The 25107-nt window shown below is 65.4% G+C and carries 23 protein-coding genes; 11 read left to right on the top strand and 12 right to left on the bottom strand.

All coding sequences use genetic code 11. The annotated features are described in order from the left end of the window. The first annotated feature begins 41 nt into the window (after positions 1–41). From H4P35_RS20075 to H4P35_RS20050, 6 genes are all read left to right on the top strand, one after another. Entirely contained in the window at positions 42–368 is a 327-nt protein-coding gene (locus tag H4P35_RS20075; RefSeq protein ID WP_056326789.1) for a YbaB/EbfC family nucleoid-associated protein, read from the top strand. 21 nt (positions 369–389) lie between these two features. Continuing rightward, the gene (gene recR, locus H4P35_RS20070; protein WP_056326792.1) at positions 390–998 is read left to right on the top strand and encodes a recombination mediator RecR; all 609 of its coding nucleotides are present in this window, start codon (positions 390–392) and stop codon (positions 996–998) included. A 67-nt stretch (positions 999–1065) separates the two neighbouring features. Next, on the top strand, positions 1066–2340 hold the full coding sequence (locus H4P35_RS20065) for a CaiB/BaiF CoA-transferase family protein (protein WP_226846660.1): 1275 nt from the start codon (positions 1066–1068) through the stop codon (positions 2338–2340). Beyond that, on the top strand, positions 2337–3377 hold the full coding sequence (locus tag H4P35_RS20060) for an ABC transporter substrate-binding protein (protein ID WP_056326796.1): 1041 nt from the start codon (positions 2337–2339) through the stop codon (positions 3375–3377). Before H4P35_RS20065 ends, H4P35_RS20060 begins: the two co-directional genes overlap by 4 nt. Continuing rightward, the gene (locus tag H4P35_RS20055) at positions 3370–4179 is read left to right on the top strand and encodes an ABC transporter ATP-binding protein (protein WP_056326799.1); all 810 of its coding nucleotides are present in this window, start codon (positions 3370–3372) and stop codon (positions 4177–4179) included. The genes H4P35_RS20060 and H4P35_RS20055 overlap by 8 nt, the downstream gene beginning before the upstream one ends. A 3-nt stretch (positions 4180–4182) precedes the next feature. After that, on the top strand, positions 4183–4977 hold the full coding sequence (locus H4P35_RS20050; RefSeq protein WP_056326801.1) for an ABC transporter permease: 795 nt from the start codon (positions 4183–4185) through the stop codon (positions 4975–4977). 25 nt (positions 4978–5002) lie between these two features. Here H4P35_RS20050 and H4P35_RS20045 read toward each other — a convergent pair whose 3' ends face one another. From H4P35_RS20045 to H4P35_RS20030, 4 genes are read right to left on the bottom strand one after another with little or no spacing between them, the layout of a single operon-like run. Next, complete coding sequence (locus tag H4P35_RS20045; protein WP_180098125.1) at positions 5003–5578, bottom strand: biliverdin-producing heme oxygenase; 576 nt, start codon at positions 5576–5578, stop codon at positions 5003–5005. A gap of 50 nt (positions 5579–5628) precedes the next feature. Then, positions 5629–6261 (bottom strand): hypothetical protein, encoded by a 633-nt coding sequence (locus tag H4P35_RS20040; protein WP_056326804.1) that lies wholly within the window; start codon positions 6259–6261, stop codon positions 5629–5631. A gap of 10 nt (positions 6262–6271) precedes the next feature. Then, the gene (locus H4P35_RS20035) at positions 6272–6628 is read right to left on the bottom strand and encodes a response regulator (RefSeq protein WP_223576540.1); all 357 of its coding nucleotides are present in this window, start codon (positions 6626–6628) and stop codon (positions 6272–6274) included. 25 nt (positions 6629–6653) lie between these two features. Beyond that, the gene (locus H4P35_RS20030) at positions 6654–8843 is read right to left on the bottom strand and encodes an ATP-binding protein (RefSeq protein WP_226846659.1); all 2190 of its coding nucleotides are present in this window, start codon (positions 8841–8843) and stop codon (positions 6654–6656) included. A gap of 97 nt (positions 8844–8940) precedes the next feature. On the opposite strand from H4P35_RS20030, the gene H4P35_RS20025 reads away from it, so the two are divergent. Next, the gene (locus H4P35_RS20025) at positions 8941–9468 is read left to right on the top strand and encodes a carboxymuconolactone decarboxylase family protein (RefSeq protein WP_226846658.1); all 528 of its coding nucleotides are present in this window, start codon (positions 8941–8943) and stop codon (positions 9466–9468) included. Positions 9469–9507: 39 nt separating this feature from the next. On the opposite strand, the gene tal is transcribed toward H4P35_RS20025, so the two are convergent. Next, positions 9508–10461 carry a transaldolase gene (tal, locus tag H4P35_RS20020; protein WP_180098127.1) on the bottom strand — a complete coding sequence of 318 codons (954 nt, stop codon included), beginning with the start codon at positions 10459–10461 and terminating at the stop codon, positions 9508–9510. Between the two features lie 234 nt (positions 10462–10695). On the opposite strand from tal, the gene carA reads away from it, so the two are divergent. The 3 genes from carA to H4P35_RS20005 all read left to right on the top strand — a co-directional run bounded on the left by carA (position 10696) and on the right by H4P35_RS20005 (position 15938). After that, complete coding sequence (gene carA, locus H4P35_RS20015) at positions 10696–11850, top strand: glutamine-hydrolyzing carbamoyl-phosphate synthase small subunit (protein WP_180098128.1); 1155 nt, start codon at positions 10696–10698, stop codon at positions 11848–11850. Positions 11851–11860: 10 nt separating this feature from the next. Continuing rightward, complete coding sequence (carB, locus tag H4P35_RS20010) at positions 11861–15100, top strand: carbamoyl-phosphate synthase large subunit (protein WP_056326817.1); 3240 nt, start codon at positions 11861–11863, stop codon at positions 15098–15100. 73 nt (positions 15101–15173) lie between these two features. Then, positions 15174–15938 carry an SDR family oxidoreductase gene (locus H4P35_RS20005; RefSeq protein WP_056326819.1) on the top strand — a complete coding sequence of 255 codons (765 nt, stop codon included), beginning with the start codon at positions 15174–15176 and terminating at the stop codon, positions 15936–15938. 44 nt (positions 15939–15982) lie between these two features. On the opposite strand, the gene H4P35_RS20000 is transcribed toward H4P35_RS20005, so the two are convergent. The 7 genes from H4P35_RS20000 to H4P35_RS19970 form a co-directional block, all read right to left on the bottom strand. Further along, positions 15983–16957 carry an IS110 family transposase gene (locus H4P35_RS20000; protein ID WP_142051405.1) on the bottom strand — a complete coding sequence of 325 codons (975 nt, stop codon included), beginning with the start codon at positions 16955–16957 and terminating at the stop codon, positions 15983–15985. 313 nt (positions 16958–17270) lie between these two features. Beyond that, positions 17271–17915 carry a histidine phosphatase family protein gene (locus tag H4P35_RS19995; RefSeq protein WP_180098129.1) on the bottom strand — a complete coding sequence of 215 codons (645 nt, stop codon included), beginning with the start codon at positions 17913–17915 and terminating at the stop codon, positions 17271–17273. Positions 17916–17941: 26 nt separating this feature from the next. Beyond that, entirely contained in the window at positions 17942–18850 is a 909-nt protein-coding gene (locus H4P35_RS19990; protein WP_175155077.1) for a LysR family transcriptional regulator, read from the bottom strand. Positions 18851–18865: 15 nt separating this feature from the next. Then, positions 18866–19951 carry an ABC transporter ATP-binding protein gene (locus H4P35_RS19985; RefSeq protein WP_062841735.1) on the bottom strand — a complete coding sequence of 362 codons (1086 nt, stop codon included), beginning with the start codon at positions 19949–19951 and terminating at the stop codon, positions 18866–18868. Further along, the gene (locus H4P35_RS19980) at positions 19948–21660 is read right to left on the bottom strand and encodes an iron ABC transporter permease (protein WP_056326828.1); all 1713 of its coding nucleotides are present in this window, start codon (positions 21658–21660) and stop codon (positions 19948–19950) included. Before H4P35_RS19980 ends, H4P35_RS19985 begins: the two co-directional genes overlap by 4 nt. 89 nt (positions 21661–21749) lie before the next feature. Further along, positions 21750–23075, bottom strand: a complete 1326-nt coding sequence (locus H4P35_RS19975; protein ID WP_226846657.1) for an ABC transporter substrate-binding protein — start codon at positions 23073–23075, stop codon at positions 21750–21752. A gap of 116 nt (positions 23076–23191) precedes the next feature. Next, complete coding sequence (locus tag H4P35_RS19970) at positions 23192–23614, bottom strand: FlxA-like family protein (protein WP_056326831.1); 423 nt, start codon at positions 23612–23614, stop codon at positions 23192–23194. 146 nt (positions 23615–23760) lie between these two features. Between H4P35_RS19970 and H4P35_RS19965 the strand changes: the two genes are divergently transcribed. Beyond that, the gene (locus H4P35_RS19965) at positions 23761–25071 is read left to right on the top strand and encodes a solute carrier family 23 protein (protein ID WP_152385282.1); all 1311 of its coding nucleotides are present in this window, start codon (positions 23761–23763) and stop codon (positions 25069–25071) included. Positions 25072–25107: the final 36 nt, after the last annotated feature.

The following is a 25107-nucleotide window of genomic DNA, read 5'->3' as shown; positions in this document are numbered from 1 at the left end:
GGCGGCCAACCTCATTCCCCTCGTTCAAGGAAGCTCCCATCATGATGAAAGGACAACTCGCCGGCCTGATGCGCCAAGCGCAGCAGATGCAGGAAAACATGAAGAAGGCCCAGGACGCGCTGGCCGACATCCAGGTCGAAGGCGCCTCGGGCGGCGGTCTGGTGAAGGTCACGATGACCTGCCGTCACGACGTCAAGCGCGTCGAGATCGATCCGTCGCTGCTGGCCGACGACAAGGACATGCTGGAAGACCTGGTTGCCGCCGCGTTCAACGACGCGCTGCGCAAGGCCGAAGCCACCTCCCAGGAGAAGATGGCGTCGGTGACCGCCGGCATGCCGCTGCCCCCGGGCATGAAGCTGCCGTTCTGATAGCCGCTGCCATAGGCTGCAATGGATCCCTTACTGCCTGAACCCGAGCCGCTGGTCTCGCTGATCGAAGCGCTGCGTCGCCTGCCCGGCGTGGGCGTGCGATCGGCCAGACGCATGGCCTACCACCTGTTGCAGCATGATCCGCAAGGCGCGGACATGCTGGGGCGGGCGCTTGCCGGCGCGGTGCGGGATCTGAAGCACTGCGCGCGCTGCAACAGCTTTTCCGAAGACGAGGTCTGCGCGACCTGCTCCAACGCCAAGCGTGATCCCTCGCTGCTGTGCATCGTGGAAACGCCGGCCGACCAGAACATGATCGAGTCCAGTCACGGCTATCGCGGCCTGTACTACGTGCTCATGGGCCGCGTCGCGCCGCTGGAAGGCATCGGCCCGCGCGAGCTGGATTTCGACCGCGTGATCAAACGCGCCACCGACGGCGTGGTGCAGGAGGTCATCCTGGCCACCAACTTCACGGCAGAAGGCGAGACCACCGCGCACTTCCTGGGCGAGGCCCTTGGCGAGCGCGGCCTGCGGGTCACGCGCCTGGCGCGTGGTGTGCCGGCCGGCAGCGAGCTCGAATACGTCGACGCCGGCACCATCGCCTGGGCCCTGATGGAGCGCAAGACCACCTGACGCTCGCGGTACCAGAACGCCCGCCGGCAACGCATCGGCAGGGCAACCAATGTGAGGAAGACAAACCATGTCAGCGCTGACCGGACTCAAAGTCCTCGAACTCGGCACGCTTATCGCCGGCCCGTTCGCCGCGCGCATCTTCGGCGAATTCGGCGCCGACGTCATCAAGGTGGAAACCCCGCACGGGCCCGACGGCACGGGCGGCGGCGATCCCATCCGCAGCTGGCGCCATCTGCACGAGGGCAATTCCTTGTGGTGGACGGTGCAGGCCCGCAACAAGCAATCCATCGCGCTCAACCTGAAAGACCCCCGCGCCCAGGAGATCGCCCGCAAGCTGGCGCTGGACGCCGATGTGGTGGTCGAAAACTACCGCCCCGGCGTCCTGGAAAAGTGGGGGCTGGGCTACGAACAGCTCCGAGCCATCAATCCCGCCCTCATCATGGTCCGCCTGTCCGGCTATGGGCAGACCGGTCCCATGAAGGATCAGCCCGGCTTTGGCGCCATCGGCGAATCGATGGGCGGCCTGCGCTACGTGTCCGGCCATCCGGACCGTCCGCCGCTGCGCGTGGGCATCTCCATCGGCGACTCCATCGCGGCGCTGCATGGCGTGATCGGCGCGATGATGGCGCTGCGCCATCGCGACGCCACCGGCGGCCGCTGGAACGGCAAGACGGGCGATGAATGCCAGGCAGGGCAGGGCCAGATGGTTGACGTGGCCCTGTACGAAGCCGTGTTCAACATGATGGAAAGCCTGGTCCCCGAATACGACGTGGCCGGCGTGGTGCGCGAGCGCACGGGCGGCGCGCTGCCCGGCATCGTGCCGTCCAACACCTATACCACCCGCGACGGCCAGAACATCGTCATCGCCGGCAATGGCGACGCGATCTTTCATCGCCTGATGCGGGCCATCGGCCGCGACGATCTGGCCGAGGATCCGGACCTGGTGCGCAACGATGGTCGCGCGCGGCGTGTCCAGGAGATCGACGGGGCCATCCAGCAATGGTGCGACGGACGCGGCATCGAATCGGCCCTTGAGGCGCTCAAGCGCGCCGACGTGCCGGTCGGCAAGATCTATAGCGTGGCCGATATGTTCAGCGACCCGCAGTTCCTTGCGCGCCGCATGATCGAGCAGCATCGCCTCGCCGACGGCAGCCCCGTCAAGCTGCCCGGCGTGGTTCCCAAGCTCTCGGAAACGCCCGGCCAGACGCGCTGGGTAGGCCCGAAATTAGGGGAACATACCGAGGAAGTCCTGAAATCGCTGGGGTATGATTCAGCGGCTATCGACGAGCTGGCGAAGACCGGCGCTATCGGAAAACCCGACAACCAGGAGACAAACCAATGACAGTCACCCGCCGTGAACTGCTCAAGATGGCCGGCGCTGCCGGCGTCATGGGCATGGCCCCAGCCATCGTGCGCGCGCAGAAACTCGAAAAGACCAAGGTTCAAATCGCAGTCGGCGGCAAGCCGCTGATCTACTACCTCCCGCTGACGATTGCCGAGGTTCGCGGCTACTTCAAGGACGAAGGGCTGGACGTCAGCATCGCCGACTTCGCCGGCGGCTCCAAGGCCTTGCAGGCCGTGGTGGGCGGCAGCGCCGACGTGGTCTCGGGCGCCTTCGAGCACACGCTGTCCATGCATTCCAAGGGCCAGGCCTATCGCGCCTTCGTGCTGCAAGGCCGCGCGCCGATGATCGGCGTGGGCGTGTCCAAGAAGAACATCCCGGGCTACAAGGGCCCGGCCGACCTGAAGGGCAAGAAGATCGGCGTGACCGCGCCGGGTTCGTCCACCAACATGGTCGTCAGCTTCTTCCTGGCCAAACATGGACTGAAGGCCTCGGACGTTTCCTTCATCGGCGTGGGCGCCGGCGCGGGCGCCGTGACCGCCGTTCGCAGCGGCCAGATCGACGCCATCTCCAACACGGACCCGGTGGTCTCGATGCTGGAAATGCCCGGCGAGATCCAGATCATCGTCGACACGCGCACGCTCAAGGACACGCAGGAAATTTTCGGCGGCAACATGCCGGCCGGTTGCCTGTACGCGCCGCAGGCGTTCATCGACGCCAACCCCAACACTGTCCAGGCGCTGACCAACGCAATCGTCCGCGCCGACAAGTGGATCCAGAAGGCCGGCCCCGACGAAATCGCCAAGGTCGTGCCGGAAACCTATCTGCTCGGCGATCCGGCCGTGTACAAGGCCGCGCTCGGCAAGAGCATGGAAGGCCTGTCGCCTGACGGCATGATTCCGGAAGATGGCGCGGCCACCGCGCTCAAGGCGCTGGCCGCCTATCAGACTGACTTCGACAGCGCGAAGGTCGATCCGTCGAAGGTATGGACCAACGATTTCGCGCGCCGCGCCAACGAGAAGTATGCCAATGGCTGAAGCTGCACTGTCGCTGGAAAACATAAGTTGCACCTTTGTCTCGCGTGACGACCGGTCGCAGCGCTACACCGCGGTCAGCGACACGACCCTGGCCATTGCGCCAGGTGAGTTCGTGTCCGTGGTGGGCCCGACCGGTTGCGGCAAGTCCACGCTGCTCAACGTCAGCGCCGGTTTGTTGGCGCCGTCGTCGGGGCAGGTGAAGGTATTCGGCCAGCCCCTTGCCGGCATCAACGAACGCGCCGGCTACATGTTCCAGGGCGAGGCGCTCTTGCCCTGGCGCAGCGCGCTGGACAACGTCATCGCCGGCCTGGAGTTCGCCGGCGTGGCCCGATCCGAAGCGCTGGATCGCGGACGCGAATGGATGCGCCGCGTCGGCCTGGGCGGCTTCGAGGGCCGCTACCCGCACCAGATGTCGGGCGGCATGCGCAAGCGCGCCATGCTGGCGCAGACGCTGATCCGCGACCCGGACATCATCCTCATGGATGAACCGTTCTCCGCGCTGGACATCCAGACGCGCCAGCTCATGGAGAACGAGGTCCTGGATCTGTGGATGGCCAAGCGCAAGGCGGTGCTGTTCATCACCCATGACCTGGACGAAGCCATCGCCATGAGCGATCGCGTGATCGTGCTGTCGGCCGGTCCGGGCACCCATCCCATCGGAGAATTTGCCATCGATCTGCCGCGTCCTCGCGATGTGGCTGAAGTGCGCATCGACCCGCGTTTCGTCGAGCTGCATGCCGCCATCTGGGGTGTGCTGCGCGAGGAAGTGCTCAAGGGCTATGCCCAACAGAAGCGAGCCTGAACCATGCCCAAACTGAATAAATCCGGTTCCGGCAGCCTGCGCATCTGGCAATTGCTGCTTCTCGTCATCATCCTGGCCGTCTGGCATTTCGCGTCGCGCGATCCCAAGGTCGCCTTCTTCTTTGGCGAGCCGCTGAAGGTCTGGGGGCGGATCTGGGCGTGGTTCGTCACCAATGCCGACATCTACACCCACTTGGCCGTCACGCTGACCGAGACGGTGCTGGCGTTTTTCATCGGCACGATCGCGGGTCTGGGCTTTGGTCTGTGGCTGGGGCTGTCGCCGCGCGCCAGTGCCATCCTCGACCCGTACATCAAGGCGGCCAACTCGATGCCGCGCGTCATCCTGGCACCCATTTTCGGCATGTGGTTCGGCCTGGGCATCTGGTCCAAGGTGGCGTTGGCCGTGACGCTGGTGTTCTTCATCGTGTTCTTCAACGTCTACCAGGGCGTGCGCGAAGTCAGTCCCACCTTGCTGGACAACGCCCGCATGCTGGGGGCGCGCAAGCGCCAGTTGCTGCGCCATGTGTATCTGCCGTCGGCCACAAGCTGGGTGTTCTCCAGCCTGCATACGTCGGTGGGGCTTGCTTTCGTGGGCGCGGTCGTGGGCGAATACCTCGGGTCGGCAAGCGGCGTGGGCTACCTGATCCTGCAGGCCGAGGGCACGTTCGACGTGAACACCGTGTTTGCCGGCATCATCGTGCTGACGGCCTTTGCCCTGATCCTGGACACCATCGTCGGGGTCGGCGAAAAGCGCCTGATGAAGTGGCAGCCCAAGTCGGGCGAAACCGAAAAGCTATAGATGCCTTGCCGGTGCGCTGCCGGGCTCAGGCCCGCAGCGCACCCTGGCTGCGCAGCCAGCCGGTCAGGCTGTCAAACGCGTCACGGGCGCCTTGCAGCGCTTGCGCCTCGCGGTCCCGCGCGCCAGCCTCGCTGTCCAGATACAGCAAGAACGCCTTCCACAGCGGTCCCACCTCTTCTTCATAGCCGCGCAGGTACCGCCGGGGCAGGTCGGGCGCCGCCGCCTGCAGCCGCTTGGCAAGGAACCGGCCGCCCAACTGCGAACCTTCCACGACGTACGCGACGCCCAATGCGTAGGCGTCAGGCGCCGCCACCTGCGGCGGATGCGCGCAATGAACGATGGGCGCGGTATCGCCGGCCGCCCGCAGGTCTTCGTACAGCCAGGTGGTCTTGCCGGCGCGTTCCGGCGCACGCAGTTCCCGCGGCCAATTCAGTTGCCAGAGCCGCTCTTCCAACGGTTCCAGCCATCCCAGAAGCGCACGCAGGTAAGCCAGATAGTTGCCCCGGTCCACATCGCCGTCGGCCAGCGCCAGGCCATGATCCAGCGTTTCGTGTCGGTCGCGGGTGCCTTCGCGCAGCACCTGGTGGACGGGAGAAATCATGGCGTTCTTGTAGTGAAGGGTCTTGACGAGACGAGTCTCGATGGAATCGGTTAAGCGGGCAGATGCAGCGACCAGCACCGGTCCTGGCGTTCCAGCCGCCAGCCCGCCGCCGTCGCAAGCAGCTCGACTTCCTGGGCGTCGAACGCGGGCGGCCGTTCAGAGGCCGCTTCGCCTTCGGGGACGCGGGCGCGCCAGACGCCGGGTTCGGAGGCATCCAGTTCAAGGTGGGTGTCGGCCGGCACCAGCGGCAACAGGCACAACAACCACGCCAGCACCAGGTAACGGGTGCTGAACAGCGGCACGTCGGCGTGGGCGACTTGCTCCGGCCAGCGAATGCCGTGGTGCGACAGCAGCAGGTGCGAAAACATCAGCTTGCGGCAGTCCTGCAGCAGGTCGCCGCACGCCACGTTGGCGCCGCCGTCGCTCAGCCATCCTTCCAGGTCGCGCACCACGTTCACGCTTTCGTCGAGCATGTCGGAAAGGTCGCCGGCGAGGCGCTCGCAGCGTTGTTGCACGGCTTCGTCGCTGGCGCCTTCAGGAGCTTGGCGCAGCATGGCGGCCGCGAGAGAGGCGCTGGACAGCGGGCCCAGGACTTCGTGGCGCAGCACCGGAAAGATCTGGCTGAGCACCTTGAGCTGCACGCCCTTCACGGCCAGTCGGCCAAGGGTGTCGGATTGCATCATGAAAGAACCGTCAGGTGGCCTCGTGCAGAATGGCCAGGAGCGCGTCGGGGTCCGCCGGCTTTTCGATCCATCCGGTGAAGATGCCATTGATGGCATCGCGTCGTTCGTGCCGCGCCAAGCCGCTCAGCGCGTAGATGCGCGGCGGATTGGCGCGTTCGCGCAGGCGCTTGGCCAGCTCGTAGCCGTCCATGTCGGGCAGCAGGATATCCAGCAGCACGGCATCCGGCGCAAACGTGCCGACCAGCTCCAGGGCTTCGGCGCCGGTGGCGGCGCACCGCGTCTCCAGGTTCGAAAGCGCCAGGAACTCGGCCAGCAGTTCCGATCCCATTTCGTTGTCGTCCACCAGCAGGACGCGCATGGCGCGCACTTCGTTCAAGTTATGTCTCCCAGGTTCAAGAGGGGGTTGATTCCGGCAAGGCGCGGGGCAACGAGACCGTGAAGATGACGAGCCCGTCGCGGCATTGGACCGAGATGTCGCCACCGTGATCGCGCACGACCTGCTCGGCGATGTACAGGCCAAGGCCGAGGCCGGTGCGGTTGCGCGACTGGCCCACGGACTCCGGCTTGAAGGGCGAGAACAAATGCGCAAGCACGTCATCGGCGATCGGCTCGCCATGGTTGATGACGCTGAGCGTGACGCCGTCGCCGGAAGCCGCCGCGTTCACCACAATGGGCTGACGCGGCGCGCCGTGCTGGCGCGCGTTGCTCATCAGGTTGGTCACCACCTGCGCGATGCGGTCGGTATCGGCCATGAGCGTCAGGCCGTCCGGCACGTCGGTTTCAATGCGCAGGCCAGGGTAAGCCTGGCGCTTTTCCTCGATGAGGCCGTTGACCAATGCCGACAGGTCGCACAGCCGCTTTTCGATGCCCAATCCCAGCCCGCCCTGCAGGCGCGACAGGTCCAGCACCTGCGAAATCAGGCGCTGCATCCGGCCGCTGGAATAGCGGATGCGTTCACCCATGCGCGCCCCGGTATCGGTGCGCGACAAGAGCGTTGCGGCCATGGAGATCGATTGCAGCGGGTCGCGCAGATCGTGGCCCAGCATGGCCAGCAGCGCGGTGCGGGCGCGGTCGACGTCGGCGGCGCGGCTGGTCGAAATGTGTGAGAGCTCGTCGCGCAGATTGTCCACGGCTTCCAGTTCGGAGGGCAGCCAGGGCAGACAGACCCCGCGCACGACTTCGCGCCAGGCTTCGAACGAGCCGCGCGGAGTCAGGCGCGGACCGAGGCTGCCGACGGCGTACTGCTTTTCCGGCTTGCCGCCCCATACAAGGGTCTCGATCTGTTCCTTGCGCAGCCAGATCAGCCAGCCGTTGTTCATGGGGTCGAACTTGCAGGCAAGCAGCCCCGCGTACGGGACGATTTCGGTCTGCAATTCAGGGAAATCGCGCGCGATGTTGGTGGTGTGCACCACGCGCTGCCCGCTCTGGTCCAGCGCGTTCAGAATGCCCGCCAGTTCGCCGCGCGGCGCAATGCCGCCAAACACGGTGACGCTGTTGCTCCAGAGGCAAAGCGCGGCGTCGTTCGGGACCAGCGAGGCGGGCGTTTCGCCGCCCTGCGACAGCGCCTGATGCACGTTTTCAGAGGCCGACACGCGCTCGACCAGCTTGCTGACCAGCGCGGCGTTCTGGCGGGATTGTTCAGCCCGTTCGTTCGCTTCGATGCCAGACACGGTGGCGGCAACGACCTGCGCCATGGCTTCGCACGCCAGGCGGGCAGGGTACGGCAAGGCCCGCGGCGTGTGGTGGTGGCACGCGATCATGCCCCACAGGCGGCCGCCGATCACCAGCGACAGGCTCATCGACGCCCGCACGCCCATGTTCGCCATGTATTCCAGATGGATGGGCGACACGCTGCGCAAGACCGAAAAGCTCATGTCCAGCGCGCGCGGCTCCGGCGACGGGCCGCTCAGCACGCGCACGGGGTGGTAGGTCGCGTCGGCGATCAGGCGCAGGGTGTTTACCGTATAGAGCCGGCGCGCCTGCGCCGGGATGTCGCCGGCGGGGTAGCGGCGGCCCACCCAGTCGTCCAGGTCGGCGCGGCGCTGTTCGGCCACGATCTCGCCGCTGTCGTCGGGATGGAAGCGATACGCCATCACCCGGTCAAAGCCCGTGGCGCGCTGCACTTCGCGCACCATGCTGTCCAGAAGCGAGGGAATGTCGCGCTGCCGGCGCACGCGCTCGATGCTGCGATAGATGCGCTCGGGGGCGGCAATGCCGACGCCGTCGGCTCGGCGCTCGAGTTCGACGATGGTCAGTCCATCGGTATTGCGATGGCCAATGACGTCATACGTGGCGCGATCCAGCGTGATGGTCAGCGGATCGAAAATGGGGTCAGGGTTGCCGATCCACGTGGACAGGCAGTATGCCAGACCGGGCGGCAGCGCCTCGGGCGCGCAGGGCTGGTCCAGCGTCAGACACGTGTCGAGCAGCTGGGCGGCATTTTCGCTGGCGTAGCGCAGCGTGCCGTCCATGTCGAACGCGAGCAGCGCCCCCAGCGGCTGGATGGCGCCCGGTATATGTATCGGTTCGCTATCGCAATTGGCGAGAGTGAATTGGGGGTAGGATTCTGTGGGCGCATTCATGCGAGTGAGTAACCGTGGACGCGCGGAGGTAGTGCCATTATGTCAAAGATATTGTGAGAATGTGTGCATTTGCTGCCCTTAACCATCCGGAGTTCGCATGGCCCGTTTGCCCTACGCTGATTTGACTCATCCCGAAGCGCGGCCCCTGGTGGAACGCATCGTCGCGCAGCGGGGCAGTGTGCTGCATCTGTATCAGATGTTGCTGCACAGTCCCGCCGTGGCCGACGGCTGGCTGAACTACCTGACGTCGATCCGGCAGCTCAGCACGTTGCCGGGCGATCTGCGCGAGCTCGTCATCATGCGGGTGGCGGCCATCAACGGCGCGCCCTACGAGTCCGACCAGCATGCGCCGATCGCGTTGAAGGAAGGCGTGTCCCAGGCGCAGCTCGACGCGCTGGATGCCTGGGAGACCTCGGGTCTGTTCAGCGAACGCGAACGGGCGGTGCTGGCCTATACGGACGCCATGACGCGTCACGTGCAGGTTCCCGAAGCGGTGTTCGATGCCGTCCGGGCGGCCATGGGGTCGGAAAAACTGGTGGTCGAGCTGACGGCGACAATCGCCGCGTACAACATGGTATCGCGGTTCCTGGAAGCGCTGCAGGTGCACTCCCACGACCACCGCTAGGAAAGGGGCGCGCGGACGGGTGCCGCGCGCCACGCTGGCTCAGCCTCGCTGCGCGTCGATCAGGGCGTCCAGCTTGATGGCATCGGCCACAAACAGTCGGATCCCCTCGGACAGTTTTTCGCTGGCCATCGCATCTTCATTGAGCAGGGTGCGGAACGTGACTTCATCCGCGCCGATGCGTTCGATGCCGCCGCGCGCGTCGCTGACGCGAAGCTGCGCCGGGGCGTCGCCCTCGGTGGAGGCCAGCTTGTTCAGCAGGTCCGGGCTGATCGTCAGCAGGTCGCAGCCCGACAAGGCAAGGATCTGCCCGACATTGCGAAAGCTCGCGCCCATGATCTCCGTGGGGATCCCGAAGTGCTTGTAGTAACGGTAGATATTGGTGACGGATTGGACGCCGGGATCGCGCGCGCCGGCATTGTCCTCTTCGACCCACGACGCCCCGGCCGATTTCTTGTGCCAGTCGTAGATGCGGCCCACGAACGGGGAGATGAGCTGCACGTGCGCATCGGCGCAGGCGACGGCCTGCGGCAGCGAGAACAGCAGGGTCAGGTTGCAGCGGATGCCTTCGGACTGCAGGACGCGGGCGGCCTGGATGCCTTCCCAGGTGGAGGCAATCTTGATCAGCACACGCTCGCGCGGGATGCCGGCGGCCTCGTACAGGGCGATCAGGCCGCGCGCGCGCTCGATGGTGGCACGGGTGTCGAACGACAGGCGGGCGTCCACTTCGGTGGAGACGCGGCCCGGCACGATGTCCAGAATCGCGCGGCCGAAGGCGACCAGCAGGCGATCCATGAGCTCGGCGGTGGACGCGCCGCGGTGTTCGCGCGCGGTCTTTTCCAGCAGCGGGCGGTAGGCGTCCTGCTGCACGGCCTTCAGAATCAGGGACGGGTTGGTGGTCGCGTCGGTGGGGCGCAACGCCTTCATGGCTTCGAAATCGCCGGTATCGGCGACAACGGTGGTGTGATCACGCAGGGCGTCAAGTTGGCTGGGCATGGACTTATACGACTCGCAGCAGGCTAGGGTTGAAGGTGCTGCTAGCGTATCACCGACGCCGCCACGCCGCTGTCCGCTGCAAGGCCGAGGGCGGTCATGGAATGCCGCGCAACGACGCGGCAAAACAGCCGAAAACACCGATTTCGGCCTTATTTGGCGCGGTTCTCCGGGAAAAACGGCCGGTCAAGGTATAATCCGAAGGTTTGATTATCGATTCTAAAACCGGGGTTTACTGTGCTGCCGCAACTCTTTCCCGAGGGGATCAACCGCTTCCCTCCTGCAATTCTGGCTCTGGCGGACGGTACCATTTTTCGAGGCGTGTCGATCGGTGCGCCTGGCCATACCGTCGCCGAAGTGGTGTTCAACACCGCGATGACCGGGTACCAGGAAATTCTCACCGATCCCAGCTATAGCGGCCAGATCGTCACGCTGACCTATCCGCACATCGGCAACACCGGCGTCAACGCCGAAGACGTGGAATCCAATCGCGTCTATGCCGCCGGCCTGGTGGTACGCGACTGCCCCGCGCGCGTGTCGAACTTCCGTTCCACGCAATCCTTGCCTGACTACCTGAACGAGCAGGGCATCGTTGCCATTTCCGGCATCGACACCCGCAAGCTCACGCGCATCCTGCGCGAAAAGGGCGCCCAGGGCGCGTGCATCCTCGTGGGTTCCGACGCCGAGCGCGCCGTTGAACTCGCCCGCGGCTTTCCCGGCATGGCCGGCCAGGATCTGGCCAAGGTCGTGTCCATCAAGGAAAGCACCGGCTGGACGCAAGGCACCTGGCAGCTCGAAGGCGGATACACGTCGCCCGACCAGTCCAAGTTCCACGTGGTCGCCTACGACTACGGCGTGAAGAGCAACATCCTGCGCCTGCTGGCCGACCGCGGCTGCCGCATCACGCTGGTGCCCGCCCAGACCTCCGCCGAAGAGGTCTTCAAGCTCAATCCCGACGGCGTGTTCCTGTCCAACGGCCCCGGCGACCCCGAGCCCTGCGACTACGCCATCGACGCCACCCGCGCCTTCCTGGACAAGAAGCTGCCCGTGTTCGGCATCTGCCTTGGCCACCAGATCATGGGCCTGGCGGTGGGCGGCAAGACCGTCAAGATGAAGACGGGCCATCACGGCGCCAACCACCCTGTGCAGGACCTGGCGTCCAAGCGCGTGTTCATCACCAGCCAGAACCACGGTTTCGGCGTCGACGCGGCCAGCCTGCCCGCCAACGCGCGCGTGACGCACGTGTCGCTGTTCGACGGCACGCTGCAAGGCTTCGAGCTCACCGACCGCCCGGCCTTCTGCTTCCAGGGTCACCCCGAAGCCAGCCCGGGTCCGCACGACATCCTCGAGCTGTTCGACAAGTTCATCAGCCTGATGTCCGGCCAAAAGTAAAGATTGCATCATGCCCAAGCGTACAGACCTAAAAAGCATTCTCATCATCGGCGCCGGCCCCATCATCATCGGGCAGGCCTGCGAATTCGACTACTCCGGCGCGCAAGCTTGCAAGGCGCTCAAGGCCGAGGGCTACCGCACCATCCTGGTGAACAGCAACCCGGCCACGATCATGACGGACCCGGAAACGGCCGACGTCACCTACATCGAGCCCATCACCTGGCAAGCCGTCGAAAAGATCATCGAGCGTGAAAAGCCCGATGCGCTCTTGCCCACGATGGGCGGCCAGACCGCGCTGAACTGCGCGCTGGACCTGGCCCACCACGGCGTGCTCAAGAAGCACAACGTCGAACTCATCGGCGCCAACGAACACGCCATCGAAAAGGCCGAAGACCGCCAGAAGTTCAAGCAGGCCATGACCGACATCGGCCTGGAATCGGCCAAGTCGGGCGTGGCCCACAGCATGGACGAGGCCTGGGAAGTGCAGCGCCGCATCGCGGCCGAAGTCGGCACCTCCGGCTTTCCCGCCGTCATTCGCCCCAGCTTCACGATGGGCGGCTCGGGCGGCGGTATCGCCTACAACGCCGAAGAATTCGAAACCATCTGCCGCCGCGGCCTGGAAGCCTCGCCCACCAGCGAACTCCTGATCGAAGAATCGCTGCTCGGCTGGAAGGAATTCGAGATGGAAGTGGTCCGCGACAAGGCGGACAACTGCATCATCGTCTGCTCCATCGAAAACCTGGATCCGATGGGCGTCCACACGGGCGACTCCATCACCGTCGCGCCGGCCCAGACGCTGACCGACAAGGAATACCAGATCATGCGTAACGCATCGATCGCGGTGTTGCGCGAGATCGGCGTGGATACGGGCGGCTCGAACGTGCAGTTCGCCGTCAATCCCAAGAACGGCCGCATGATCGTCATCGAGATGAACCCGCGCGTGTCGCGTTCGTCGGCGCTGGCCTCCAAGGCCACGGGTTTCCCCATCGCCAAGGTCGCCGCGCGCCTGGCCGTCGGCTACACGCTCGACGAGCTGCGCAACGAAATTACCGGCGGCGCAACGCCGGCTTCGTTCGAACCGACGATCGACTACGTGGTCACCAAGGTGCCGCGTTTCGCCTTCGAAAAATTCCCCACCGCCGACGCGCGCCTGACCACCCAGATGAAGTCCGTGGGTGAAGTCATGGCCATCGGCCGCACCTTCCAGGAATCGTTCCAGAAGGCGCTGCGTGGCCTGGAAGTGGGCGTCGACGGCCTGAACCAGAAGACCACCGACCGCGAAAAGCTGCAGGTCGAACTGGGCGAACCCGGTCCGGAACGCATCTGGTACGTGGGCGACGCCTTCGCGCAAGGCTTCACGCTGGACGAAGTGCACAACATCACGCACATCGACCCGTGGTTCCTTTCGCAGATCAAGGAAATCGTCGACATCGAGCTGGCGCTCGAGCAAAAGACGCTGGCCGACTTGGACTACGCCACGCTGTTCGAACTGAAGCGCCGCGGTTTCTCGGACCGCCGCCTCGCGTTCCTGCTGGATTCCTCGGAATCCGAAGTGCGCAAGCTGCGCCACCAGCTCAACGTGCGCCCGGTCTACAAGCGCGTCGACACCTGCGCCGCCGAATTCGCCACCCGCACCGCCTACATGTACTCCACGTACGAGGAAGAGTGCGAATCCGCGCCCACCGATCGCAAGAAGATCGTGGTGCTGGGCGGCGGCCCGAACCGGATCGGCCAGGGCATCGAGTTCGACTACTGCTGCGTGCATGCCGCGCTGGCGCTGCGCGATGACGGGTACGAGACCATCATGGTCAACTGCAACCCGGAAACCGTGTCCACCGACTACGACACCTCCGACCGTCTGTACTTCGAGCCGCTGACGCTGGAAGACGTGCTGGAAATCGTCCACAAGGAAAATCCGGTCGGCATGATCGTCCAGTATGGCGGCCAGACCCCGCTGAAGCTGGCGCGCGCCCTGGAAGCCAACGGCGTGCCCATCATCGGCACCAGCCCCGAATCCATCGACGTCGCCGAAGACCGCGAGCGCTTCCAGAAGCTGCTCAACAAGCTTGGCCTGCGTCAGCCGCCCAACCGCACCGCGCGCACCGAAGGCGAGGCCCTGGCCCACGCTGCCGAAATCGGCTATCCGCTCGTCGTGCGTCCCAGCTACGTGCTGGGCGGCCGCGCGATGGAAATCGTGCACGAGCAGCAGGACCTCGAGCGCTACATGCGCGAAGCCGTGAAGGTCAGCAATGACTCGCCCGTGCTGCTGGACCGCTTCCTGAACAACGCCACCGAAGTCGACGTGGACTGCCTGGCCGACGGCGAAACCGTCTTCATCGGCGGCGTCATGGAACACATCGAGCAGGCCGGCGTGCACTCGGGCGACTCGGCGTGCAGCCTGCCGCCGTACTCGCTGTCGGCGGAAGTCATCGCCGAAATCAAGCGCCAGACCACGATGATGGCCAAGGCCCTGAACGTCAGCGGCCTGATGAACGTACAGTTCGCCATCCAGGGCGGCGACGTCTACGTGCTGGAAGTGAACCCGCGTGCCTCGCGCACGGTGCCCTACGTTTCCAAGGCCACGGGCCTGCAGCTTGCCAAGATCGCCGCGCGCGCTATGGCCGGCCAGACCCTTGCCGCGCAAGGCATCACGAAGGAAGTCGTGCCGCCTTACTTCTCGGTCAAGGAAGCCGTCTTCCCGTTCGTGAAGTTCCCGGGCGTGGACACCATCCTTGGACCGGAAATGAAGTCGACCGGCGAAGTGATGGGCGTGGGCATGAGCTTCGGCGAAGCCTTCGTGAAATCGCAGCTGGCAGCCAGCGTGCGTCTGCCGGAATCCGGCACGGTGTTCATCAGCGTGAAGAACCAGGACAAGCCCCGCGCCGTCGAAGTGGCGCGCGGCCTGCACACCCTGGGCTTCAAGCTGGTCGCCACGCGCGGCACGGCCGCCGAGATCGAAGCCGCCGGCATTCCGGTGCAAGTGGTGAACAAGGTCAACGAAGGCCGTCCGCACATCGTCGACATGGTCAAGAACGGCGAAATCTCGCTGGTCATCAACACCGTCGAAGAACGCCGCAACGCCATCGCCGACTCGCGCACCATCCGCACCCAGGCGCTGGCCGCCCGCGTGACCTTCTTCACGACCATCGCCGGCGCCCGCGCCGCGGTCGAAGGCATGCAGTATCTGCGCCAGGGCCTCGGCCTGCAGGTGTACCCGCTGCAAGAGCTTCACGCTTCCCTGCACGGCTAAGCCGGTAGTCAACGTTAGGGCACGCGAGAGCGTGCCCTAATTCTTTGCAACGCCAACACAGCGACGGGCACACATGGTCAACGTCTTCATCACCGGCGCCAGCAGCGGGCTGGGCCGCGCGCTGGCGCAGCAATACGCCGCATCGGGCGCCACGCTGGGCCTGCTGGGCCGGCGCGAGGACGCGCTGCAGGAACTGGCCGGCAGTCTGCCTGGCGTCCACCGCTGCTATGCCGTCGACGTGCGCGACCGCCAGGCGCTGCATGCCGCGGCGCAGGACTTCATCGCGTTCTGCCAGGGCAGGGTGGACGTGGTCATCGCCAGCGCGGGCATCAGTGCCGGCACGCTGACCGATCATGGCGAGGATTTCGACGTGTTCAAGGCCATCGTCGACACCAACCTGCTGGCCACGGTCTCCACCTTCGAGCCCTTCATCGGACCAATGCGCGCGGCGGGGGCGGGGCGGCTGGTCGGCATCGCCAGCGTGGCCGGTGTGCGCGGCCTGCCCGGGGCGGGCGCCTACAGCGCGTCCAAGTCGGCGGTGGTGACGTATTGCGAGAGCCTGCGACTTGAACTGGCCGCCCAGGGCATTGGCGTGGTGACGATCGCGCCCGGCTACATCAAAACCGCCATGACGGCGCACAACCCGTACTCGATGCCCTTCCTGATGGAAGCCGACGCCTTCGCATCGCGCGCCCGCGCGGCAATCGACAAGGGCACGAGCTACACGGTGATTCCGTGGCAGATGGGTGTGGTGGCCAAGCTGATGCGCCTGCTGCCCAACGCCGTGTACGACAGGCTCGCCCGCAACGCCCCGCGCAAGCCGCGCAAGACGGCCTGACGCAAGCGGCGTTGTTCTCAGATACCGTCTTGACCGTCAAGCGTTCAGGCGTAGTCGGGCCGATACGGTGTCCGAGTTTTAAGCACGCCGAAGCATAGATGTACCAGCTTTCTCATGGCCGCGCCTAGCGCGGCCATTTTGCTCTTTCCAGCTGCTAAGAGTCGCGCGTAAAGCGCACCAACGTGTGGGTTGAAGCGCTTGCTGACGATAGCGGCCATGTAGAGGGTGGCACGTACTGTGCTGGGACCCGTTTTAGATAGCCGCGGCCGGCTGTTCAGACTGGTGCCGGACTGGCGTTGCACCGGCACCACCCCCAAGTAGGAGGCCAAGCCCTCGGCTGACTCGATGGGCCGGTTATGCATGATCGACAGGATCGAGTTCCCCGCTCGATCCCCGATGCCGGGGATGCTGGTCAGCAGTTCCCGATCCTCCTTCAGGTCCGGGTGGCGGTCGATGTGGTCATTGATCGCATGATCCAGGCGTTTGATCTCTTCGCGCAGGAACGCGATCGTTTTGGCGATGGATCCCTCGACCAGCACGGGTGGATCACTGAACTGCGTCTTCTCCTGGCGATTGAGTTCGCGCTGCAGATCCTTGGCCAGCGCGTCGCGCCGAGCCAACAAGGCCCGTAGTTGACGGGCATGCAGCGGTGCGGGGCGCCACAGCCCAGGCTTGAGCGCCTGACCGTAGCGGGCCAGCACGTAGCTATCGATCCCATCGGTTTTGGAGCGCACCGCCAGCGCCCCGGCGAAATCGCGCACCTGGGCAGGGTTGACCAACGAGACACTGACCGAAGCGTCATGCAGGGCCGTGGCGGCCTGCTCGTGATATTGCCCTGTGGGCTCGAGCACGGCATGCAACTGCGCCGGCTCGGCTCCCTGCTTGGCGCACCACTGCAGCAGCGTCTGCACGCCCGCTATCGAGTTGGGTACGACCTTGGTCTTGCGTTTGTTGGCATCGCTGCCAAGCAGCGCGCAATCCAGCTTCGCCTTAGAAACGTCAATTCCGAGAAAAAACATAAACCTAAGCTCCCTTGCCAATACCAAAGAAGCCCGCTGCGCCCACTTGCCTTGTACATACAGGGTCCAATGCCCTAGGCTACCGTCCAGTGTCCAGCCGGCTCAGAGGTGCGGAACCGAGGCGTAATCTGAACCACAAAGTCCAGGCTCTAGGTGTCTGAACACGCTCATCGGTCCGCTTGTAGCGATAGCTAATCACTACAGTGGCCAAGATACAAGGTGTCTGACACCCTTGGAGCAGATGCGTCGGCTGTAGAGTGCTTCCGTGGGGTGTCAGACACCTGAGAACAGTGTCTGACACCCGACAACAATTTCAAGGCACCACGTCGTCGCCCACCTCGGCGGCCACGTGGCTGACATCGCCCCAGTCCAACACTTCCCATTTGCGGCCATCCACGCCGACGCGGTTGATGCTGACATTGAGCAGCGCGGCGTCGCGCGGCGCGTTCAGGGGCACGCCCGAGGCATGGCGCCAGATGATGTCCAGCACGCCGCCGTGGGTGAACAGCAGGATGCGCTCGCCTTCATGGCGGCTGGCGATATCGTCGACCGTGCTGATGACGCGCGACTGGAACTGGCCCAGCGTTTCGCCGCCGTCCAGCGGGCGCAGCGGATCGCGGCTCTTCCAGGCGGCCGCGGCCTCGGGCGCCAGCACGTCGATACGCTCATGGTCCAGGCCTTCCAGCACACCGAAACCCCGTTCGCGGATGCCGGGCTCCACGCGCACGCGCAGGCCTAGCTGCTCGGAGACCGGCACGGCGGTCGCGTGCGCGCGCTGCAGATCGCTGCTGTAGATCGCATGGATGGGCGTGTGCCTGGCCTCGTCGTGCAGGCGCGAGGCCAGCAGGCTGGCCTGGTTGACGCCAAATTCGTTCAGGGGGATGTCTTGCCAGCCTTGCAGGCGCCGTTGGCGATTCCAGTCGGTTTCGCCGTGGCGGATGAACCAGATTTCAGTCATTGCAGTCTTGTTGCGGGGATTGAGCCTTACGCCTGGGCGGGCGCGATGGGCGCGCGCGGTTTCCAGATGGCTTGAATGATCGAGCTTAACGCGACCAGCGCGGGCTCGCTAGCGCGTTCGTAAGGCAGCATGAAGCCCAGCACGGCGTCCACGCGCGCCAGGCCCCACACGATGAAGTCGTTGGACGCCGCGCCCGCCAGCGCGGTTTCCTCGCGCAGCAGCGCGCAGCCCGCACCCGCCCGCACCAGCGCGTCCATGTTGGCCTGGTCGTCGTTCTGCATCACGATGCGCGGCGACAGGCCGTGCCGTTCGAACATATCGCGCAGCAGCAGATGCGTGTGACTGCCGGACTGCCCGTCCAGCCACGGCAGTTGCGCCACTTCGCGCCAGCCGCCGCGTTTGAGCACCGCCGCGTGCTCGCCGGGCATGGCGATGCGGTACCGCACACTGCGCAGCGGTTGCCACAGCACGCCACGCGGCGCGTTGGCCGCGATGGTCAATGCGGCAGGCAGACGGCCCGTGCTCACCTGTTCGGCCAGCGTCGCCGCGGGCTGCGTCTGCGTCTTTAACTCAACCAGCGGCAAGCGCTGCGTCACGGCCGAGGCCAACTCGCCCAGGCGCAGGAAATCGGGCTTTTCGCTGGGGACGCCCAGCTCGACAATGCCGTGCAGATTGCCCTGCAGCTGCTGCGCCTCGGACTTGAACTGCGCGCCCAGCACCAGCAGCGATTCCGCCGTTGGCAGCAATACTTCGCCCGCCTTGGCCAGGGCCAGGCGGCCGCCGCTGCGATCGAACAGTGCCACGCCCAGGCTCTGCTCCAGCGCCTTGATCTGTGCCGTCACAGCGGGCTGCGTCAGCGACAGCGCCTCGGCCGCCTTCGTCAGGTTGCCCAGCCGGGCGACCGTGACGAAGGCGCGGATCTGGTAGATTTCCATGGCCGCGAGTGTAGGTCAGGCCGCCAGCAACCGCACCTGTGTCGGCTCCAGCCCCACGGACACCGGCGCGCCCGCCGGAAACGGCGACAGCCCGGCCAGATGCGCCTGGTCCGCGGTCAGGCGCTGTTCGCCGACCTGCACCTGATAGCGCGTGAATTCGCCCAGGAATTCGCTACTTTCCACAATGCCGGGCAGCCAGACGTAGCGCGCATCGCCCAGGCCGTCCGCCATCTCGATCTGCACCGTGTGGGGCCGGAAACTTGCCGCCAGCCGCGTGGCCGCGGGCGCGTCGCCCGCCAGCGGCAGATGCAGGTCGCCCACGCCGTCCACCGCCAGCGTCACGCTGCTGCTGGTGCGTTCGCGCACATTGCCTTCAAGCACATTCATCGTGCCAACGAAGTTCGCCACAAAGCGGTTCACCGGATAGTCGAACAGCGTGCTGGGCGCGCCGATCTGCTGCACCACGCCGTGGTCCAGCACCGCCATGCGGTCGGCGGTCGTCATCGCTTCTTCCTGGTCGTGCGTGACGAAGATCGTCGTGATCCCCAGGCGGCGCTGCAGGCTCAGGAGGTCCTGGCGCATCTGCACGCGCAGTTTCTTGTCCAGGTTGGACAGAGGTTCATCCAGCAGCAGCACCTGCGGTTCGATCACGATGGTGCGCGCCAGCGCCACCCGCTGCTGCTGTCCGCCGGACAGTTGGTTTGGACGCCGCTTGGCATATTGGGACAGGCCGACCAGATCGAGCGCGGCTTCGACCTTGGTGCGGATCTCGGCGCGCGGCAGCTTGCGCTCGACCAGCCCGAACGCCACGTTGTCCCACACCGTCATGTGTGGCCACAGCGCGTAGTTCTGGAACACCATGCCGATGTTGCGGTGCCAGGGCGGGGTGCCGCTGATGTCCTTGCCGTCCACCAGCAACTGGCCGGCGCTATGCCGGTTGAACCCCGCAATCAGCCGCAGCAACGTGGACTTGCCGGACCCCGACGGCCCGAGCAGTGCGAAGAACTCGCCCGGCTCGATGCTGATGCTGACGTCCTTGAGCACTTCGGTGTTGCCGTAGGAAAGCTGAATGTTGCGGCATTCGACGCTGACTTTCTTCATGCGGATTCCCCTTCATTGCGCGCCGGCTGCTGGCGTTTGGACGCGCGGTCCACCAGCAGGTGCGAGATGTATGTGCCGATGCCCACGGCGACCACCGCCAGGACGCCCAGCGCGGCGCCCGGGCCCCGGCCCGCCGCGCTTTGCATGTAGAGATAGATGCCATAGCTCATGGGCGCCTGGCTGTCCTTGGTCACCAGCATGATGGTGGCCGACAGTTCCACGGCCGCGGTGACGAAGCTGGTCACAAAGCCCGCCAGCATGCCGCCCGCCATCAGCGGCACCACCACGCGGCGGATCGTGCTCATGCGCGTGGCGCCCAGGGACTGGGCGGCTTCTTCCAGCGACACGTGGATCTGCTGCAGCGCCGCCACGCACGAGCGCAGCGCATACGGCAACCGCCGCACGGAATACGCCAGCATGATGATGATCCAGGACGAGGTCAGCAGCGTGCCCGTGCCCGGCAGCTCGATGCCGCGGAACGTGCGCAGAAAGCCGATCGCCAGCACGATGCCCGGAATCGCCAGCGCCGCGGAGGCAAGAAAATCCAGCCATTGGCGCGCGGGCAGCCGGGTGCGCAGCATCAGGTACGCGATTGCGGTGCCCAGGATCACGTCGATCCCGGCGGCCAGCCCGCAGTACAGCAACGTGTTGGCGATCATGCCCTGCGACTCGGAGAACACCGCGGAATAATGCGCCAGCGTGTACCCGTCCGGCAGCGGCGCGTAGCTCCAGACACTGGCCAGCGACAGCAGCAACACGCCGATGTGCGGCGACAGCACCAGCAGCAGCACCAGCACGATCCAGCCATATGCCAGCACGCTTTCCACCGGTCCCAGCTTGCGCTTCTGGATCGAATTGCCGCCCTTCTGCAGCGTGGAGTAGTCGCGCCCCTTGAGCACCCGCGCCGACAGCCACAGCGCCAGGATCGAGAAGCCCACCATGATGACGCTGATCACGTAGCCCAGCGGGTCCTCCAATCCGACCTGCGTGATGCGCAAATAAGCCTGCGGCGCCAGCATGTTGGTGGTGCCCAGCACCAGCGGCGTGCCCAGGTCGTCGAACACCTTCACGAACACCAGCGACGCGCCGGCCACGTAGCCGGGCAGGGCAAGCGGAAAGATCACGCGGCGAAACAGCCGGAAGCCCCGCGAGCCCAGGTTGAAGGCCGCTTCCTCCATGGCGCCGTCGATGTTGCGCAGCGCCACGACCAGGTTCATCAGGATGAAGGGGAAATAATGGATGGCCTCGACGAAGATCACGCCGTTCAGCCCTTCCATGAACGGAATCGTGAAGCCGAACCAGTCGTTCAGCAGCAGGTTCACGCTGCCCGAGCGGCCGAAGATCAGCTGCATGGCCACCGCGCCCACGAAGGGCGGCATGATGAGCGGCAGCACGCCCAGGGTCTGGATCAGCAGGGCGCCCCGGAAATCGAAGCGCACCGTGAAGTACGCCAGCGGCACCGCGATCAGCGAGGCCAGCAGCGCCGACCAGCCCGCCACGTACAGGCTGTTGAAGAACGCCTCCCGCATCAACGGCTGGTTGAAGAAGGCGCCGAAGTGCCCGGTCGTGAAGCTGCCGTCGGCGTTGACGAAGGCGCTGTGAAAGACCGTGCCCACCGGCACGATCAGGAACAGCAGCAGAAAGCCCAACACCAGCAGCGCCGCCAGGACGGGGCCGGGTGGCAGGCGCAAATGGCCCGAATGATTCATCGAGATTCCCGAAAATCGTTGCCAGAAGACAAGCGCTGCCCGCGGCGGGCAGGTCAGGCCCGCTCGCCGCGTTCAGTGCGTCCTGCGTATCAGAGCGCGGCGGCCTGCCGCGCCAGCTTGACGGCTTCTTCGTAGTTGGCGCGCGCGCGGCCGTTCCACTCGCCTTCGAGCTGCGTGATCTGCTGATTGACGGCCGCGTCCTTCTTGTTGCCCGCGAAGATCGCCAGGAAGGCAGGATCGGCCGCCTTCTTGCTGTCCACCAACGGCGCCCAGGCCAGCTTGCGCGCCTGGTCCAGCAGTTCCGCCGCCTTGCCGCTCTTGGCCTTGTCGCCCAGCTTGGCTTCAGCGTCGTAGATGGCCTTGGTGGCCGCTTGCAGCTCTTTCAGCCGGAACGTCACGGTCTGGTCGTACAGCGATTGCACGACGTAGTAGCGCGTCTGCGACAGGTCCGCATCGAAATGCACCTTGCTGCGCTTGGCGATTTCCGCCGGATCGGGATAGCCCGGCGGAATCTTGCCGGCCAGCGCGGAGTAGGGCAGCACCGGCAACCGCGAGATCTTCGGCTCCAGCAGCAGCTCCTGGCCTGCCTGGCTCAGCGTGAAGGCGATGAACTTCTTGCCTTCCTCGGTATTCTTTGCGCCCTCGATCAGCGCGATGTTGGCCGGGACGATGGCCGTCTCGGAGGGATAGACGAACTCGACCGGGAACTTGGAATACTTGCTCGACAGTCCGAAGAAGTCGATGACCGGGCCTGCGCCGAACTGGCCGTTGTTCACGCCGTCCGGCACGCCGAACGAGCGCTCGGTCACGGCGCTGCTGTTGCCCGACATGCGAAGCAGCGTGCTCCAGCCGTCATCCCAGCCTTCGCCCTGCAGGATGGTCTCCACCGTCAGGTGCATCGTGCCCGAGCGCGACGGCGAGGTGATGCCCACGTGGCCGAACCACTTGGGCGACAGCAGATCCTTCCATTCCACCGGAGCCGGAATCTTGTGCGCCGCGATGTACCGGGTGTTGTAGATGATGCCGTAGCCCGCCAGCGCCTGGCCCAGATATATCCCGCCCGGATCGTTGATGGGGTAGCTGCCGATCTTGTCGGGGACGTCCTTGTTGGCGATGTCGGCCGACTTGGCCAGCAGCTTGTCACGCCCCAGCACCTCGAACGCATCGGGCGCACTCGCCCAGAAGACCTCGGGGCGTTGGCCTGCCGGCGTCTCGCGCACGAAGGCGATGCCCGACACGGTGTTCTTGTTCAGGATTTCCAGGGTGATGCCTGGGTTCGCTTTTTCGAACGCGGTCTTGTAGGCCTGGGTCAGGTCCTTGGGGAACGACGTGATCACCGTAACGGTGCCGGCGAGCGCCGGCGCCGCGCAAACGGCCAGCAACGCCCCGGCCAGGGCTGTGCGCATAGCGTGCATGGTTTGTCTCCGTGGTTTTAGATTTGTCTGGAGACAGTACCGGCACGCCCGAGGAGCGTCCAATCAGAAATTTTGATGCGCGCCATCAGCGACGGCGCCACATCGCTTGCCCCGAATCAGGCCTGGGCCGACACGCCGGCCTGTTTGGCAGCCTGCGCCTGTTTTGCCAGGAGATGGGAAATCTGGCCTTGGATCTGCACGGCCTGGGCATTGAGCGCCATGATCTGCTGCGCCTTCATTTCGGCCGACATGCCGCTCGCCTTCACTTTGGCGATCTGATCCATGATGCGCTTGAGCTGCTTTTGCAACTCCTTGATCTGGCGGGTGTATTCGTCGTCGTTGTCGGTTTCTTCGGTGGCCTGCGCGTTGCCGACCTTGGTGGCGCCCGGATTGTTGACGCGGATCTTGCCTTCCGCAGTCACCGACACCGCATCCTGCCCCGAAGCGTTCTTCGCTTCCTTGTTGGCCTGGATCTTCTCGGCCCACAGATCTGCAAGGCTGCTGATCCGGGAGGTGCCGCTGATGCTGTTGATCGCCATGACTGTTCCTTTGCCTGGGATTTCGGGGTTTCCACTAATACGGCAATCGGCCGGCAAAACTTAAACGTTGCCCCCGCTTGATGGCCCCCTTTACACTGGCGCCCCGCTCGCAGTTTGAAACCCTCTCGTACCACCCCGGGGAATCCATGTCCAACTCCTACTTTCCGCGCTGGCGCCTGGCGGACGACGCCGAGCCCGGCGTCATCATCGCGCCCGACGAACGGCTGTCCTGGCCCAAGAACGTCGCCATGGGCGCACAGCACGTCGTCGCGATGTTCGGCTCGACCGTCCTGGCGCCGTTGCTCATGGGGTTCGATCCCAACGTCGCCATCCTGATGTCGGGCATCGGCACGCTGATCTTCTTTCTGTTCGTGGGCGGCCGGGTGCCCAGCTATCTGGGTTCCAGCTTCGCGTTCATCGGCGGCGTCATCGCGGTGACCGGCTATGCCGGCGGCGGGGCCAACGCCAACATCGGCGTCGCGCTGGGCGCCATCATTGCCTGCGGTCTGGCTTACACGCTGATCGGCGTCATCGTCTGGATCGTCAATGCCCGGGCAGGCGGCGGCGCCAACTGGATCGATACCCTCATGCCGCCCGTCGTCACGGGCGCGGTGGTGGCGGTGATCGGCCTGAATCTCGCGCCCATCGCCGCCAAGGGCGCGATGGGGGCGTCGGGCTTCGATAGCGCCATGGCCATCGTCACGATCATCTGCGTGGGCGGCATCGCCGTCTACACGCGGGGCATGGTGCAGCGCCTGCTCATCCTGGTCGGCCTGATCCTTGCCTGCGTGGTGTACGCGGTGCTGGCCAACGGCCTGGGCCTGGGCAAGCCCATCGATTTCTCCGCGGTGTCCGCCGCCGCCTGGTTCGGCCTGCCGCAGTTCTCGGCGCCGGTCTTCAAGGCCGAGGCCATGGGCCTGATCGTTCCGGTCGCCATCATCCTGGTGGCCGAAAACCTGGGGCACGTGAAGGCCGTCAGCGCCATGACGGGGCGTGACCTGGACCGCTACCTCGGCAGGGCATTCGTGGGCGACGGCGTGGCGACGATGGTGTCGGGCGCCGTCGGCGGTACGGGCGTCACCACCTACGCCGAGAACATCGGCGTCATGGCGGTCACGCGCATCTATTCCACGCTGGTGTTCGTGATTGCTGCGGTGATTGCGATCGTCCTGGGCTTCTCGCCCAAGTTCGGCGCACTGATCCAGACGATCCCGGGCCCCGTGCTGGGCGGGATGTCGGTGGTCGTATTCGGCCTGATCGCCATCGCCGGCGCCCGCATCTGGGTCGTCAATCAGGTGGATTTCACCGACAACCGCAATCTCATCGTGGCCGCTGTCACGCTGGTGTTGGGCGCGGGCGACTTCACCATCAAGCTGGGCGACTTCACGCTGGGCGGCATCGGTACCGCCACCTTCGGCGCCATCATCCTGTATGCGCTGTTGCGACGCACCAAGTAAACGCGGCGGGCCGGGGCCCTGGCGCCCCCGTTTCAA

This window comes from Achromobacter sp. 77, from assembly GCF_020541125.1.
In the GTDB taxonomy this organism is placed as follows: Bacteria; Pseudomonadota; Gammaproteobacteria; order Burkholderiales; family Burkholderiaceae_B; genus Achromobacter; species Achromobacter mucicolens.
The sequence above is the reverse complement of the archived record's forward strand: the minus strand, read 5'-3'. Positions and strand labels throughout refer to the sequence as shown.